This is a genomic window from Clostridium arbusti SL206, from assembly GCF_000246895.1.
Classification (GTDB): domain Bacteria; phylum Bacillota; class Clostridia; order Clostridiales; family Clostridiaceae; genus Clostridium_I; species Clostridium_I arbusti.
In genome coordinates, this window is the sequence record NZ_BAEV01000013.1 from 1 (window position 1) to 16,212 (window position 16,212).

General features: G+C 31.1%; 15 protein-coding genes. 13 read left to right on the top strand and 2 right to left on the bottom strand.

All coding sequences use genetic code 11. From position 1 onward, the window contains the following. The coding region (locus RH99_RS03980; protein WP_010234274.1) for an MFS transporter at nucleotides 1–720 on the top strand (720 nt) is incomplete at its 5' end. A 144-nt stretch (nucleotides 721–864) separates the two neighbouring features. Here the strand turns inward: RH99_RS03980 and RH99_RS03985 are convergent. Both RH99_RS03985 and RH99_RS19610 read right to left on the bottom strand, forming a co-directional pair. After that, nucleotides 865–4,308, bottom strand: a complete 3,444-nt coding sequence (locus RH99_RS03985; protein ID WP_010234276.1) for a cupredoxin domain-containing protein — start codon at nucleotides 4,306–4,308, stop codon at nucleotides 865–867. A 44-nt stretch (nucleotides 4,309–4,352) separates the two neighbouring features. After that, entirely contained in the window at nucleotides 4,353–4,562 is a 210-nt protein-coding gene (locus RH99_RS19610; RefSeq protein ID WP_010234278.1) for a hypothetical protein, read from the bottom strand. 416 nt (nucleotides 4,563–4,978) lie between these two features. Here RH99_RS19610 and RH99_RS03990 point away from each other — a divergent pair, with 416 nt between their 5' ends. The 12 genes from RH99_RS03990 (at nucleotide 4,979) to RH99_RS18900 (ending at nucleotide 16,125) form a co-directional block, all read left to right on the top strand. Continuing rightward, nucleotides 4,979–5,632: an HAD family hydrolase gene (locus RH99_RS03990; RefSeq protein ID WP_010234280.1), complete on the top strand. Its 654-nt coding sequence runs from the start codon at nucleotides 4,979–4,981 to the stop codon at nucleotides 5,630–5,632. A 167-nt stretch (nucleotides 5,633–5,799) separates the two neighbouring features. Beyond that, nucleotides 5,800–6,387 carry a rubrerythrin gene (gene rbr / locus RH99_RS03995; protein WP_010234282.1) on the top strand — a complete coding sequence of 196 codons (588 nt, stop codon included), beginning with the start codon at nucleotides 5,800–5,802 and terminating at the stop codon, nucleotides 6,385–6,387. An 88-nt stretch (nucleotides 6,388–6,475) separates the two neighbouring features. After that, the gene (locus tag RH99_RS04000; protein ID WP_010234284.1) at nucleotides 6,476–6,982 is read left to right on the top strand and encodes a GNAT family N-acetyltransferase; all 507 of its coding nucleotides are present in this window, start codon (nucleotides 6,476–6,478) and stop codon (nucleotides 6,980–6,982) included. Nucleotides 6,983–7,148: 166 nt separating this feature from the next. Continuing rightward, nucleotides 7,149–8,378 (top strand): aminopeptidase, encoded by a 1,230-nt coding sequence (locus RH99_RS04005; RefSeq protein ID WP_010234286.1) that lies wholly within the window; start codon nucleotides 7,149–7,151, stop codon nucleotides 8,376–8,378. A gap of 278 nt (nucleotides 8,379–8,656) precedes the next feature. Continuing rightward, a complete protein-coding gene (locus tag RH99_RS04010; protein WP_010234288.1) occupies nucleotides 8,657–9,301 on the top strand; it encodes an alpha/beta hydrolase in 645 nt (214 codons plus the stop codon). Nucleotides 9,302–9,336: 35 nt separating this feature from the next. Beyond that, nucleotides 9,337–10,113, top strand: coding sequence for a 4,5-DOPA-extradiol-dioxygenase (gene ygiD, locus RH99_RS04015; protein ID WP_010234291.1), 777 nt, complete (start codon nucleotides 9,337–9,339; stop codon nucleotides 10,111–10,113). Nucleotides 10,114–10,440: 327 nt separating this feature from the next. Further along, nucleotides 10,441–11,511, top strand: a complete 1,071-nt coding sequence (locus RH99_RS04020) for an ABC transporter ATP-binding protein (RefSeq protein ID WP_010234294.1) — start codon at nucleotides 10,441–10,443, stop codon at nucleotides 11,509–11,511. Nucleotides 11,512–11,523: 12 nt separating this feature from the next. Beyond that, nucleotides 11,524–12,384 carry an ABC transporter permease gene (locus tag RH99_RS04025; protein ID WP_010234296.1) on the top strand — a complete coding sequence of 287 codons (861 nt, stop codon included), beginning with the start codon at nucleotides 11,524–11,526 and terminating at the stop codon, nucleotides 12,382–12,384. Beyond that, nucleotides 12,384–13,166, top strand: a complete 783-nt coding sequence (locus RH99_RS04030) for an ABC transporter permease (protein WP_010234299.1) — start codon at nucleotides 12,384–12,386, stop codon at nucleotides 13,164–13,166. Before RH99_RS04025 ends, RH99_RS04030 begins: the two co-directional genes overlap by 1 nt. 19 nt (nucleotides 13,167–13,185) lie before the next feature. Beyond that, entirely contained in the window at nucleotides 13,186–14,268 is a 1,083-nt protein-coding gene (locus RH99_RS04035; protein ID WP_010234301.1) for a polyamine ABC transporter substrate-binding protein, read from the top strand. Between the two features lie 18 nt (nucleotides 14,269–14,286). Next, the gene (locus RH99_RS04040; protein ID WP_010234303.1) at nucleotides 14,287–15,675 is read left to right on the top strand and encodes an N-acyl-D-amino-acid deacylase family protein; all 1,389 of its coding nucleotides are present in this window, start codon (nucleotides 14,287–14,289) and stop codon (nucleotides 15,673–15,675) included. A 297-nt stretch (nucleotides 15,676–15,972) separates the two neighbouring features. Continuing rightward, complete coding sequence (locus RH99_RS18900) at nucleotides 15,973–16,125, top strand: lmo0937 family membrane protein (RefSeq protein ID WP_010234306.1); 153 nt, start codon at nucleotides 15,973–15,975, stop codon at nucleotides 16,123–16,125. Nucleotides 16,126–16,212 lie beyond the last annotated feature (87 nt).

Below are 16,212 nucleotides of genomic sequence, written 5' to 3' on the forward strand. Positions count from 1 at the left end.
ATAGATAGACTTATTTTGAAAAATAACATAAGTTTTAATTATACTTATATTATTCATATAGTTTGCGTTGCTGTATTTGTTATTATTTCATGGAAGGCTGATATTCATACTTCTTGTGAAAGGGATTCTAAGTGTAATAATACTTTCTCATTGCTAAAAAATCCATTGGTGCTATTATTATCTCTTGCAGTTTTCTTTTATGTAGGAGCAGAAATATCAACAACAAACTGGACTGGAACTTTTCTTGAAAATTACTATGGACTTAGTAAAACAGACGTGCCAACTATACTTTCTAGTTTTTGGATTCTCTTTACATTGGGAAGAGCTTTAGGAGATAAATTTTTAGAAAAGGTAGGACAACTAAGATTCCTTGCTATAGCTCCTGCAGTTTCAGTAATAGGTATATTAATTATACTTTCAGGAAAAAGCAAAATTCAAGCTATTATAGGAATTGCAATTCTTGGTATATCTATGGCTTTAATGTATCCTGCTCTTCAAGGATATATTATACAACGTGTAGAAAAATCATATGTTCCAGCTGCATCGGCTATTGTAACAATTTTTAATAATCTTGGAGCTACTTTTTTAACTTATATAATAGGTTTTGCTGGTGGAGCAAAAGTAAGTTATGTCTTTATAATTCAAATATTCTTTTACGCATATATATTGATAGTGGCTGTACATTACTTAGTTTCTAAACCTAAAAGACAACTAAACTAATAAAGTGTGAAAAGAAGGTTCAATAAAGGATTTAGTACTAAAAATAAAGATATTTTTAGTACTAAATCCCATTTTTATGACTATTATTAACAGACTTTTCACCAATACTTTATTATTTTTGAGAATATATAAATTCACATAACGCTAACTGTGTTTTTTATGAAAATGATTATTTTCATTTATAACTATTAAATTTTCAAGAATCTCATCAAAAATTCTAAATATTCCCCACATACCTAATTCTACATCCCAACGGAATATTCCAGATCTATAGGAATAATCACCTGGATTTTCATTTGCTCCATTTTCTAGGCTAATATTAAATACATTACCAATACTTATTGCTCCTTGTACGGATATAATATTAGAAAATGGGTCAGAATATTGAGCTTTCCAAGAATGCCCATGCAATACAAAACTGTGATTTCTTGGCTTGTCTGCTGGCATAAGGAGTCTTATTCTTACAGGATCACCAGGGTAGGAGTTAAAAACAGGAGTTGCTGGATCACCATGAATTTTTGAACTCATTACAAGATGCACTCTAGGGTCTTTTTTTAAACGGTTCTCAAAACGTTCAGATCTATAGTTAATTCCCTTTTGACCTTGGTCCTCAAAATCTAGACGAGCTACATCATGTCCTTGGTTAGCTGGAGCTGGATGAGCTGCACCATGTCCTACGTCAACAGGATCTGGTATTGGTTTATTATTTTTATCATATAGGCTTATGCCATCTTGCATAAACACTACAAATTCTCTAAAGTCTGGTATGCCTGGATTGGATATCACTATTTCTTCTAGATAACCATTTTTTACTTCGTTACCAGTTTTTGGATTGATATATTTAGAGCCTAAAGGTTCGATTATAATAGTACCGAAGAGACCGTGATGTCTGTGGTTTCGTATATCTCCAAAGCCAGTAAGGGTACAGGTACCCAATTCTGAGTCAGCAAACCATCTGTAGGTTATACTTTCACCTGGAGCAATGCTTTGATCATAGTTGAAACCTACTGTTGCTCCATCAGAGTTTAAAACATCGTATTTTAGTAATTGTGCATGAAGAGAAACTCTATTTGATGGGGGAAAAGGTGCTTCTACGGGAACCTCAGGGTGTTTATCCTGTATTAGTGGTTTAAAAATGTGGTTCTTTAAGGTTACTTCTATGCAATCTCCTGCATTTGCTCGTAATATTAATGGTTTGGGTTTAATAACTCCATTAATAATAGCTTTTTCATGTTCTGCTAATACAAACATCAAACCATTTGGATCATGATCTCCAAATTTATTGTATACAATATCCTTTTGTATAGCAACAACATCAAATTTTCTTGTGTTAGCATACTTAGGACATATATGAGTAGGGCATTTTGCTTTAGGTGGCGGATTGCCTGTTTTACAAGGTAAGGATTCTGTTCTCATTGGAGGTAATGGTCTATCATCAAGAGGCAACAGGTGAGCAACTTTCTCTTTATGAACTCTTAATATTCCCCATAAACCAAGCCATAAGTCATCAATTCCTCCTAAATAATACAAATAATCCCCCTTTTTATAATCTTCATTTATTTCTATATTGAAGGCTTCTGATATACCTAAAGTTTGTGCCTGAACAAGAGGAGATACTGGATCAGTAGGTTCCTTTCGCCATCTTAAGCCATTGAGATTAAAAGAATGTTGTTCTTCATGTGCACCATCAAATAGTCTTATTCGTATTGGGTCCCCTTCATAAGTTTCAAGGAGAGGTGTAACGGGATCACCGTGTACATAGGAGCTAAAAACATAAGCAGGATCGCCTTTACGAAACTGAAAAGGCTTGTTTTTATAGTTTATACCCATAACACCTGGATCATTCTGAGATCCTGGAAAGGGTGGTGGATTTAAAGGTTTACCATCTTTATCAAAAAGAAGTGCAAAATCATGAACTGCAAGAACAAACTCTCTAAAGTCAGGTTCTCCAGGTCTTTTTATTATTGCCTTAGTTCCACTTTTCATTTTTTTACCAGTTTTAGGATCGTGAAAAGTGGAGTTAGAGGGTTCAATAATTAAGGCACCAAATAATCCATGCTGTTGATGAGCACTTGGAAATAAGTGATCGTGGAAGAATATTGTTCTCAGTTCTGTATCAGCATAGAATCGTTCAATAAGTGTATCACCAAAATTAGCAGAGGAATCGTCATCCCAGCCATTAGCACCACCATCAGAAACAATGCCATCAAATTTAACTAGGTGTATATGCCAACCAGCCTCAGTGGTTTTAGTCTTCAATTGAAAGGCATTTCCACCTATTGTTTCAGGAAGCTTATTTGTAAGTCTAATTTCTATACAATCTCCTACATTTGCTCTTATAACAAAAGGTTCTGGTTCTTTTTTACCACTTCTAACTGCTTCTTCATCTTCTTTTAGAACAAATATCCTTCCTTCAGGGTCATGCCAGCATTCCTTATTATATTTTATAGGAACTTGTATGGCCACTACTTCAAAAACTTTAGTAACTGCATCTGGTGGACAGGGATTAGAATATAAAGCTCCTGGCTTCGCATTTGGCACAAAGTTTGCTTCTTCTAAAGCTGTTGGGCCTCTACCATTAACTATTCCAAGTGGTGGTTTAAAGGCCTTTTTACCAACTTCTCCGGCTACAAATCGTGGAAATCCGGGGTGCTCATCGTCTTGGGGCAATGGAGGCGTTCTATCTGGTAGTGGAATCAAAGCAGGTACACGAGTACCATCTGGAAGTACGCTTGTTCCATCTTCCAGTCTGTCAAGTATTCTCCATAGTCCCCACATTCCTTCAGCAAAATGAGGGTAAAGATGACAATGCCATATGACGTCACCTATACATCCGTTTAAGCTTCCTGCTCCAAATAAAGGTTCAATAGTAAAACTTTGTTGAGGACTAAAGGATATGGAGTCAATTATAGTGGATTTAGGATCATTAGGTTCCAATTTCCATTGATGATTATGAAGATGGAATACGTGAGTTTCTTTTATACCAGCATGAATTACTCTAATTTTAGCAGGGTCACCTTTATAGGCACGTAATACTGGTGTAGAAGGATCACCAAAAGCCCATGAACTTAAGGCTACTTCCTCACCAACTCCTCCTGTGCCCTGAGGATGACGATTTCTCATAGGTTCTGCTCTGTAATTTATAGGCATTGTTGATTCTGGCATTCCTGTTTCATGATTCATAGGTTGATTACCATTAATATCTTTTATTTCTGGTTCATCATGAAAGATTGTAGTATATTCTCTAAAGTCAGGTTGTGCTGGATGGTGTATATCTGCATATAAACCGCTTTTAATATTTTTACCTGTTATAGGGTCTGTCCATGTTGCTCCCACAGGTTCAACTATTAGTGCACCAAAGAGTCCATGAACATTTGTGGATTTTTCAGAACTTCTAGTGTCGGCCATGTCATTAAAGAAAAATATACCTTCCTTATCAGCGACCCATCTATATCTTATTTTTCTCCTAGTTGTGGTATCAGGATTAAAACCTATAGAGGCACCATCTGAATGTAAAACATTATAGTCTACGTTTTGAATGTGAATAGATGCAGGTCTGTCCAATTTGTTTTCAAAATCTATAATCACTATATCTCCTAAATTTGCTCTTATTACTAAAGGCTGTACAATATCTACAGGTGTAGATGGATTTTTTTTACTTCTTCTCTTAAAATATTTTCATTTTCTTTCAAAACGTACATTAATCCATTTGGATCGTGATCTCCTTCTTTGTTGTATACTATTTTAGTAGATATGGCGACTATATTAAAGAGCTTAACCTGTATACATCCTCCGTTAAAATAAATTTTATCATCATTAAGTTTATAATTTTTTACTCCCATTGTATTATTATCACTCCCTCTTAATTTATATAGTACTTATACTTTGAAAAAGATGTATAAAGTAATATTAGTAGTAATTTAACTATAAGGTTTTCATGGTAGTACATATTATGAGGTCGACACTATAAAGGTGAAGAAAAAATTAGTTGCTTTTATGAAGTATGCTTATAAAATAAACTAGTGTAGGTATCAACTTATTATAATAAGTAGCATAATACAATTGACAATATTGTTATTATTTTTACTGATATGACTAAAGATAAAAATACAAAATAATGATTTGTCTAACTCTATTATTTTAAAGTATGTGGTAAAATATAAAAAAGTAATAACTTTTACAGTATATGATGATTAAATATTCCCTAGCTAATCTGATATTGGAATATACGAGGAATGAAGTCATTGAGGAGGTTAACATGAAAGAAATTTACAATACTATTTTGTTTGATTTAGATGGTACCTTAACTGATCCCAAATTAGGTATTACAAAATCTATACAATATTCATTAAAGCGCTTTGGCATATTTGAAAATAATCTTGATAATCTAGAAAAATTCATTGGTCCACCACTTAAAGATTCTTTTAAAGAATATTACAATTTTAAGGATGCTGACGCAGCTATTGCAATAGAAAAATATAGAGAATATTTTTCTGATAAAGGTATATTTGAAAACTATGTATATAAAGGTATAATTGAATTGCTTGAAGAACTTTACAGTAAGAAGAAAAAATTAATTGTAGCTACATCAAAGCCTAGTATTTTTGCAGAAAGAATATTAAAACACTTTAAAATAGATAAGTATTTTGACTTTGTAGCTGGAAGTAATTTGGATGGGACACAAAGCAGAAAAGGGGAAGTGATTTCTTATGCATTAAAACAATATAAATGTGAAGCTAAAAATAAAATAATTATGGTTGGAGATAGAAAATACGACATCATTGGAGCAAAAGAAGCAGAAATTGATTCGGTAGGAGTGCTGTATGGATATGGGTCAATTATAGAATTAAAAGGGGAAAACCCTAATTATATAGTAAAAAATATTGATGAATTAAAAGAAATATTAATATAATTTTACAAATTATATTAATGAAAACGTTGTTAAATATTGCTGGTTATATACATATACTCTTTGAATTTTGGTGAAAAATGTATTATACTATATAATATAATACATTTTGTACAAGCTATAAAAAATGTATTATATTATTATAAATTTAATGAAAAGGAGAGATTTATATGGAATCTTTAAAGGGGACAAAGACTGCTGAAAACTTACTTAAGGCCTTTGCCGGTGAATCACAGGCTAGAAATAGATATACGTATTATGCGTCTGTGGCTAAAAAGGAAGGATATGTACAAATCTCTAATATATTTTTAGAAACTGCTGATAATGAAAAGGAGCATGCTAAACGATTTTTTAAATTTTTAGCTGAAAGTTTTAGTAATGAACCTGTAAACATTACTGAGGCTGCTTATCCAGTGGCTTTAGGAGATACTAAGTTAAATTTACTTTCAGCTGCAAATGGAGAAAATGAAGAATGGTCTGAACTTTATCCAGAATTTGCAAGGGCTGCTGCGGAAGAAGGTTTTGATGAAATTTCTATAGTATTTAAACGAATTTCTGAAGTTGAACAACATCATGAGGCAAGATATAGAGAGCTTCTTAACAATGTAGAAAATGGAACAGTATTTAAAAAAGATAAAGTTATAAAGTGGAAATGTAATAATTGTGGTTATATATATACAGGAGAAAGTGCACCAAAATCTTGTCCTGCCTGTGCACATCCAACAGCTCATTTTGAGGTCTTTGTAGAAAGTTTTTAATATAAAAAACATCTCATTCTATTGTATGGGATGTTTTTTAATTTAAAATAAAACATGAAAAATATAAGAATTAGAAGGTGAAGGGTTTATGAATACAGTAATAGAAACAAAAATTAAAGGTTTTACTTTAAGGTTCGCTGATAAAAAAGATACAGGAGTAATTTTTGACTTTATTAAGGGACTTGCTAAATATGAAAATTTATCTGACCAAGTTATGGCTACGGAAGATATACTTAAAGAATTCTTATTTGAAAAGAAAATGGCAGAAGTTATAATTGAAGAATTCAATGGTGAACCTATAGGTTTTGCATTGTTTTTTCATAACTTCTCTACATTTTTGGGAAGACCAGGAATATACTTGGAGGATTTATACATAAAGCCTGAAATGAGAGGTAAAGGTTTTGGCAAAGTAATGCTTTCATTTTTAGCTAAATTAGCAATTGAAAGAAAATGTGGTAGATTTGAATGGTCTTGTCTTGATTGGAATGAACCATCTATAAAATTTTATAAACAAATGGGAGCTAAATCAATGGATGAATGGACTATTTATAGAACTTGTGATGAAGAACTAAAAAATTTAGCAGCAGAATTTTAGGTGTTTAGGTTTAAAAGATAAATGAATTTAAAGTTGGATAGCGTAGATTAAAGCATATAAACAAATTAGGATAAATTGCGATGAAATTCTTATGGTATAATTTTACTATAGAAGGGTTAGAATAAGATTTATTTTATAGCAAAAATTAATAGAGAGGGGTTTTACTATGAATAATAATTTTTTCAAAAAATACGCTAGTCTTATAGTTAAAGAAGGTATCAATATTCAAAAAAATCAAGTCCTTGTTATTAATTCTCCAATAGAATGTGCAGAATTTACTAGAGAAGTTTCAGAAATAGCTTACAAAGAAGGTGCTAAGGATGTAGTTGTTAACTGGAATGATGAATTGCTCTCAAAGATTAAATATTTAAATGCACCAGAAGATATTTTTGATGAATTTCCCAGTTGGAGAAAAGAGCTTTTTGTATCTTATGCAAAAGAAGGGGCTGCATTTTTAAGTATTTCAGCTTCAGATCCTGAGCTTATGAAAGAAGTAAAACCTGAGAGAATTATGAAGGCAAACAAAGCGGGAAGTATTGCATTAAAGGAATATAGAGAAAGACTTATGAGCGATAAAAATGTATGGTGCGTGGTATCTGTACCTACTAAAGCTTGGGCAAAAAAAGTATTCCAAAATGCAACTGAAGATGAGGCAGTGGAAAAACTCTGGAGTGCTATATTTAAGGCAGTGCGGGCAGATGTAGAAGATCCTGTAGCCTCATGGGAAAAGCACAAAAATAATTTGAAAAAAAGTATGGATTTCTTAAATGAGAATAATTTTAAATATCTTCATTATAAAAATTCTATAGGTACGGATTTGAAAATAGAACTTCCTGAAAAGCACCTATGGCTTGGGGGATCATCATATACACCTGAAAATATTGAATTTGTAGCAAACATACCTACGGAAGAAGTGTTTACATTGCCTAAAAGGACTGGAGTAAATGGTATTGTAGTAAGTTCAAAGCCGCTAAATTATAGGGGCAATTTGATTGAAGATTTTTCAATTACATTTAAAGAGGGAGAGATTATAGATTTTACTGCAAAGAAAGGTTATGATAGTTTAAAGAGCCTTATAGATACGGATGAGGGAAGCAAATATCTTGGAGAAGTGGCACTAGTTCCCTATGACTCTCCTATTTCCAATTCAAATATATTATTTTATAATACTTTATTTGATGAAAATGCATCTTGTCATTTAGCTATAGGAGAAGCTTATCCAGTATGCATAGAAAATGGAGAAAACATGACAAAAGAAGAATTAAAAAATATTGGTGCAAACAATTCCATGGAACATGTAGATTTTATGGTGGGAACATCAGATTTAAATATAACTGGAATTAAGGACAATGGAGAAGATGTGATAGTATTTAAAAATGGGAACTTTATATTTTAATAGTATACAAACAGGGATTTATCACTGAGTTTAATTTAGTGATAAATCCCTGCTTTTCAGTCATTGAAAATATTTTTAGATGTATTCATAACCTTTAAGGGCTATGATATAATTAAAATAAATTATTTAACCTGACTAACTTGGTGTAAGACTCCCACGCACTCTGTGAAAGTGGGAGTCCAACGCCAAGTAAGCCATGCATTCGCAGTTCTAAAATTCAGATGGGGTAAAAGAATCCCCACCTGAATTAAGAACTTGCTTCAAAAGAAGGGGATTTTGTGTTTAAGTTTATACCTATAAAGATTACTTCATCCAGTGGTTATGATGTAATTAATGATTTTTACTGCAATGAAAATAAAGATAATTCATTAGTAGTATTATTTCCAGGAGTTAATTATAGCTGTGAAAAACCTTTACTGCACTATGCAAGAAAGGCAGCAACTATTGAGGATTATGATGTACTATGCATTAGATATGGATTTAAGTTATCAAAAAAGGATATGGGTAAAGAAATAATTAAAATTATAGCCAAGGAGGTTTTACAAGTAATTAAAAATTGTAGTAGTAAAAATTATGACAATATATATTTTACCAGTAAAAGTATTGGCGGTGAAATAGCAGGAAATATTGCAAATATAATAGGATACGATAATGTTAGATCCTTATATTTAACACCTACACCAACTACTATGGAGCATATAAGTAATAGTAAGTGTTCTGTTATTGTAGGAACCAAAGATCCTATATTTACCCAAGAAAATGTACAGGTTATAAAAGATTATGATAATGTGGATTTGACATTGATAGATAATGCACAACATTCTTTAGAAGTAGACAATAATTTAGAGGAAAGCATAGAAAGCTTAGGTAAAGTAGCTAATATTTTTACAGAGTTTCTTAGTAAAAATAAAGCTAATGATTAACTACTAGAAACTTTTAAATAAGAGGAGAATGATATATGAAAGAAAAATTACCAGCTTTATTTATTGGACACGGAAGTCCTATGAATGCAGTATTAGATAATTCTTATACAAGGATGCTAGGAAAGCTTGGAGAAAGCTTTGAAAGACCTGAAGCTATACTTGTAGTTTCAGCTCATTGGCAAACTAGAGGAACCTATATTACGGGAGCAGATAAACCACGTCAAATTTATGACTTTTATGGATTTCCTGAAGAATTATATAACATAAAATATGAACCAAAGGGTTCTAAAAAATATTGTGAAATTATATTGCAGGAATTAAATGATGAAGATATAAAAAGTACTGATAGTTGGGGCCTTGATCATGCAGCCTGGGCTGTATTGTTGCATATGTACCCAAAGGCAGATATACCTGTAATTGAGATGAGTTTAAATGTACTAGGAGATGAAGAATATCATTATAACTTGGGGAAAAAGCTATATAAGCTTAGAGAAAAAGGAATACTTATTATAGGTAGTGGAAACATAGTGCATAATCTAATGGAAATGGAACAGGAAATAGATGCCAATCCCTACAATTGGGCAATGGAATTTGATGAATATGTAAGAGTAGCTATAAATAATAATGAATATAAGAAGTTAATTGATTATAAGGAAATAAGGAAAGTCGCACAATTAGCATTACCAACAAATGAACACTATTTACCACTTTTATATGTTGAAGCTATGCAAGGTGAAGATGATAGTGTGAATTTTATTCATGAGGGTATACAGAATGCCTCCATATCCATGAGATGTGTAAGAATAGGATAATTATATTGTTAGATAGAACGGGATTTTATCGCGTTTTTTCTTTGTTTTTTGTAAAATTGTGTCTAAAAACAAGCTGAAATTAAGTATATAAACATTATCTTACTATTTTATACATTTAATATAGAATATATTAGTGATATAATAGCTTATAGGTATTAATTGACATATAGCTTTTATGAGATTATAATAAATTTAATTCCTAGGACTTAGATATGAAAGCTAAGGAATATTTTATCCGATGATTAATTGTTGGATAATTAATTTAAACTTAGTGTGGCTCCAAACTTCCACTAAGTAAGAGTCATTAATAGTTGGGGGGAAGAAAAATTGTCTGATATTATATTAGATATAGATAGAATTGGTAAAAAATTTGATAATTTAAAAGTAGTGGATAATATATCCTTAAAGATAAAAAGAGGAGAATTTTTAACGCTTTTAGGACCAAGTGGATGCGGAAAAACTACTACACTAAGAATGATAGCTGGTTTTGAACATCCAAGTAATGGTAGTATTTTATTGGAAAATAAACATGTTGAAAATAAACAGCCTCATGAGAGAAATGTGAATACTGTATTTCAAAATTATGCACTTTTCCCGCATATGACAGTATTTGATAATATTGCCTACAGTCTTAAAATTAAAAATATAAATAAAAAAGAAATTAGTAAAAGAGTAAATGATATGCTTAATTTAGTTCAGCTTAGTGGTTACGAGAAGAGAAAACCCAGTCAACTGAGCGGTGGGCAAAAGCAAAGAGTGGCTATAGCAAGAGCTTTAATAAATAGACCAAAGGTACTACTTCTAGATGAACCTTTAGGGGCTTTAGATTTAAAATTGAGAAAGCAAATGCAAGTAGAATTAAAAAGGCTTCAAAAAAAGCTAGGTATAACTTTTATTTATGTAACTCATGACCAAGAAGAAGCTCTTAATATGTCAGATAGAATTGCAGTAATGAACAAGGGAATTATTGAACAAATAGGTACTCCAGAAGATATATATGAACGACCTAAAACAAAATTTGTAGCGGGATTTATAGGAGAGTCAAATTTAATTAAAGTTTCTATTGAGAAAGTTGATAAAGATAAATTTTCTATAGCAATTGGCAATAAAATTATGAATATTGATAGCATAAGTTTATCTACCAATGAAAAGGATGTTTATATATCAATACGACCAGAAAATATGAAATATTCCATAGAAGAAAAGGCCTTTAGCCTTAAAGCTAATATTAAGGAACATGCGTATATGGGTTCTTTAATAAAAACAATTGCCACACTAGAAGATGGACAAGAAATACTTATTTATAACTATGGTAAAAAATCAGGTATTCCTAAAATTGGACAAAAAGTATGGCTTTTTTGGAATCCAGAGGACATGGCAATTGTTAAAGAAGGATAGGTGAACGGTTATATGAAGAAGAATGGAACATATGTATCAAAAGCAGTAACAACAGTTCCTATTGCACTATGGATGTTGATTTTTGTAGCAATACCACTTTTATATATAATATTTATAAGTTTTATGCAAAGAGGAGTAGATGGAGGAATTGTTTATACTCCAACTATTGAGAACTATGTAAGAATGAAAAATCCTATATATTTTAAAGTGTTTTTTGATTCGCTAGTAATTGCTTTTATCACTACGGCATTAACTTTAATATTAGGATACCCTTTTGCATATTTTGCTTCAAAGATACCAAGAAAGTTTAGTGTTTTAGTATTAATAATTATAATTGTACCATTTTGGACTAATTCGCTTATAAGAACCTATGGATGGATTATACTTTTAAGAACTGAAGGAATTATAAATCATTTTCTCATACTATCAGGTATAATTAAGGAACCATTAAAAATGCTGTACAGTTATGGAGCAGTGCTTGTGGGTATGGTATATACCATGTTCCCATTTATGGTACTTCCACTATATAATTCTATTGGAAAATTAGATAGAAGTTATATTGAGGGGGCCAAGGATCTTGGGGCTAGTAGATTAAAAGCTTTTTCAACTGTGACAATTCCACTTACTATGTCAGGAATAATGGCTGGATGTATACTTGTGTTTATACCATCAGTAGGATTGTTTTTTATACCAGATTTGATGGGTGGAAGTCAAATAATGTTGATTGGTAATTTAATAAGAAATCAGTTTTTACAATCAAGAGATTGGCCTTTTGGAGCAGCACTTTCAATTGTAATGATTGTTATTTCACTTATATTAATAGGTTTATATATAAAAATAGTTGGGAAAAAGGTTGATATGGAGGTTTTTTGATGGGAACAAAAGCGTTAAAAAGATTATCACGTTTATATATATTATTTATATTTGCATTTTTGTATATTCCTATAATAGTTATAATAGTATATTCATTTAATGCATCAAAAAGCAATGCTGTATGGACAGGGTTTACTTTTGATTGGTACAAAAGATTAATTAATGATGATGATGTACTAATTGCTATAAAAAATAGTTTGACAATAGCATTTTTTAGTACAATACTTTCAGCGATTATTGGAACAATTGGGGCCATTGGATTACATAAATATAAGTTTAAGGGCAAAGGTGTAGTAAACTTATTATTATATATACCCATAGTTATACCAGAAATAATAATGGGTATTTCTTTATTAGTATATTTTTCTATGCTTCAAATGACTTTTGGAATATTTACATTGGTACTTGCACATACAACTTTTTGTATGCCATTCGTTTTAATCAATGTTAGAGCAAGGCTGTCAGGATTTGATTCTTCAATTGAAGAGGCAGCTATGGATTTAGGAGCTAGTGATTTTACAGTTTTTAGAACAGTAACTTTGCCCATAATTTTTCCAGCAGTAATATCAGGAGCTATGTTAGCTTTTGCATTGTCTTTAGACGATGTAATTATAAACTTTTTCGTTGGAGGACCAGAAAGCACTACTCTACCTATAAAGATATTTTCAATGCTGAGATTTGGACTTTCTGGAGAAATAAATGCAATATGTACTGTAATGTTAGGTATAACTTTTTTAGTTTTAATTGTTTCTCAAACCGTAAAACTAAAAGTTCAAAAATAAAACTTTAGGAGTGATTTTCATGTCAAAGAAATTATTAAAAACTCTTAGTATTTTACTAATATTTTTAGTAGCTATGTTGTCTTTTGCAGGCTGCTCAAATAAGACATCTTCTACCTCTAAGAATAGTGGTGAAAAAGTAGTAAATCTTTTTACCTGGGCCAATTATGTACCAGATGATGTAATTAATCAATTTGAAAAGCAGACTGGAATTAAGGTTAATTACAGCAACTTTTCTACTAATGAAGAAATGTTAGCAAAACTTCAAGCTGTAAAGGGATCTCAGTATGATGTAATAATTTGTGCTGATTATATGGTACAGGTTATGGGTAAACAGAAAGAAGTGTTAATACAGCCCATAAATAAATCTAATATTCCTAATTATAAAAATGTAGACTCTACTTATTTAAATCAATATTATGATAAAGACAATAAGTATTCTATACCATATAGTCTTGGTAGCCAGATGATTGTATATAATCCTGATAAAGTAAAAAAGGATATTAAAGGAATTAAGGATTTATGGGATCCATCTCTAAAAGGTTCAGAAGTACTTTTAGATGATCCTAGATCTGTAATAGGTATGGCATTAACTAAGCTAGGTTATAGTATAAATGAAACTGATCCTACAAAGCTTGATCAGGCAAAGGCAGAACTTAAAAATTTAAAACCAAATGTTAAGGTATTTGATGCAGATACTCCTCATAATAGTTTGATAAGTGGGGATACATCCATAGGAGTTATGTGGGGATCACAAGCATCTGCTGCATTAAAGGGAAATCCAAAGCTTAAAATTGTTTACCCTGAAGAGGGAATGCAGTTTGAAGAGGATAATTTTGTAGTACCTGTAAAGGCTCCACACAAAGAAAATGCAGAAAAATTTATAAACTTTTTACTTGACGGTAAAGTAAATAATGATATAACTAATAATATAGAGTATATAAGTACAAATACAGCAGCTAAAAAATATATGTCAAAGGAATATTTAAATAACAAAGCTGTTTATGTTCCACAGGATGAATTTAAAAAGGCTAAGAATCTTCAGGATGTAGGTAATGTTACAAAGCAATATGATTCAATTTGGTCTGAATTTAAACAGCAATAATTTATAGGAAGTGAGGATATGAATATTTATGACTTGGTAATAAAAAATGGAAATATTGTAGATGTAGAACAAGAATCCATTGAAAAAGGTAATATTGCAATTATTGGTAATAAAATAGCTAAAATCACCAATGAAAATATATGCGGAAATATAGATATAGATGCTACAGGACTTATTGTAAGTCCAGGTTTCATAGATATTCATGGCCATATTGACGGATCCGTTCCATGTGGAAAGCTTGCAGTACTACAAGGCGTTACGACCACTGTAGGTGGGAATTGTGGTGGAGGTCCATTGGATATAAAGAAATTCTTTGATGAACAGGATTCAAGAGGATTTATTATTAATCAAGCTCAATTAATAGGTCATTCTTTTACATTAAGAGAGACTGTAGGAATTACTGACCCTTATGTTGCAGCAACAAAAGAGCAGATTAAAGAAATGGCTGATTTACTTAGAAAATCTTTTCAGTCAGGAGCTATAGGACTATCCTTTGGAATTGAATATGCACCTGGTTCTTCAAAAGATGAGATAATGACCTTAAGTAGTATTGCTGAAAAATATGGAAAAGTTATAGCTATTCATACTAATGTGAATCTGCCAAATGACCTGACCTCTTTAGAAGATGCCATAGAAATATCAGAAAAAACTGGTGCCCATGTTTTAGTATCTCATTTTGTCTATCAGTATGGAACGGGTATTATGACTGAAGCCTTAGATATGCTAGATAAAGCAAGAGCTAGAGGAGTAAAGGTTTCGGCAGATAGTGGAATGTACAGTGCATTTTCTACATTTATTGGATCTACAATTTATGATGAAGAATATATGAAAAGATTTGGCTGGAAATTCGAAGACTTGTTAGTGGCTACAGGTAAATATAAAGGTAAAAGATTGACCAGGGAAACTTATGATGAGCTTAGAAAATATCATAAAGATGATAATGTTATTTGCTTTACTGGAATAAAAGAAGAAATATATGAAGCTTTATCTAAGGAATATATTGTACTTTCATCTGATATTGGCCCTAGTCCAACAGGTCTAACTAGTGAAGGTCATCCCCAAAATGCAGGAACTTTTCCAAGGTTTTTTAGAAAAATGGTTAGAGAGGGGAAAAATCTTTCTTTAATTAAAGCCGTGGAAAAGTGCACATTATTTCCTGCCAATATGTTAGGACTAAGCAATAAAGGAAGAATGAAAGTTGGAGCAGATGCTGATATAGTGATTTTTGATATTGATACTATAGGGGATAAAGCACAGTTTCCAGATGTAGGTGAGCCTGATGCCAAACCAGAAGGAATACCCTATGTAATTGTAAATGGAAAAATAGTAGTGAATAATGGTGATATAATTTTAGATTCTATGTCAGGAAAATGTATACGAGATTTGCCGGCTTGTACTATATGGTAAATTAAAATTATTTTAAAATTTTATAATTATACATTAAAAAGAAATGATCTGTAAAATATAGATCATTTCTTTTATTATGTTAAAAGTTGTTGTATTATTTTTGCATATATGTTAGGATAAAAGTGGATAATATATATTGTTAATAGATAATAATTATCACTAAAGGGTATATATTTTGAACTAAGTAATTATGAAAATAATAAATTCTATTTTAATTTTTAAAAGAATAAAAATATATAAATTACATATTCTAAATTAAGTAATATGTAATAGAAATTAGTGGAAGGTGGGATTAATATGACATTACTTAGATGGATAGGTGGAATAGTTGTAGTATTTTGGATTTTGGGCCTTTTACTTAGAATTGGTGGAGTATTAATTAACTGGCTTCTCATTATAGCTGCAATTGTATTCATAGTAGATTTAGTTACTGGAAGAAAACATAGATGATTTTAGAAAATGTCACTTTTTAAGTGACATTTTTTATATAAAAAATTTTCTAATATTAGACCATAACAGTATTTTGTGATATTCTAA

Bases quoted from the DNA above. Each gene is read 5' to 3' on its own strand.
- RH99_RS19610 (WP_010234278.1), bottom strand. From the start codon at position 4,562: ATGGGAGTAAAAAATTATAAACTTAATGATGATAAAATTTATTTTAAC.
- RH99_RS03990 (WP_010234280.1), top strand. From the start codon at position 4,979: ATGAAAGAAATTTACAATACTATTTTGTTTGATTTAGATGGTACCTTA.
- rbr (WP_010234282.1), top strand. From the start codon at position 5,800: ATGGAATCTTTAAAGGGGACAAAGACTGCTGAAAACTTACTTAAGGCC.
- RH99_RS04000 (WP_010234284.1), top strand. From the start codon at position 6,476: ATGAATACAGTAATAGAAACAAAAATTAAAGGTTTTACTTTAAGGTTC.
- RH99_RS04005 (WP_010234286.1), top strand. From the start codon at position 7,149: ATGAATAATAATTTTTTCAAAAAATACGCTAGTCTTATAGTTAAAGAA.
- ygiD (WP_010234291.1), top strand. From the start codon at position 9,337: ATGAAAGAAAAATTACCAGCTTTATTTATTGGACACGGAAGTCCTATG.
- RH99_RS04025 (WP_010234296.1), top strand. From the start codon at position 11,524: ATGAAGAAGAATGGAACATATGTATCAAAAGCAGTAACAACAGTTCCT.
- RH99_RS04030 (WP_010234299.1), top strand. From the start codon at position 12,384: ATGGGAACAAAAGCGTTAAAAAGATTATCACGTTTATATATATTATTT.
- RH99_RS04035 (WP_010234301.1), top strand. From the start codon at position 13,186: ATGTCAAAGAAATTATTAAAAACTCTTAGTATTTTACTAATATTTTTA.
- RH99_RS04040 (WP_010234303.1), top strand. From the start codon at position 14,287: ATGAATATTTATGACTTGGTAATAAAAAATGGAAATATTGTAGATGTA.
- RH99_RS18900 (WP_010234306.1), top strand. From the start codon at position 15,973: ATGACATTACTTAGATGGATAGGTGGAATAGTTGTAGTATTTTGGATT.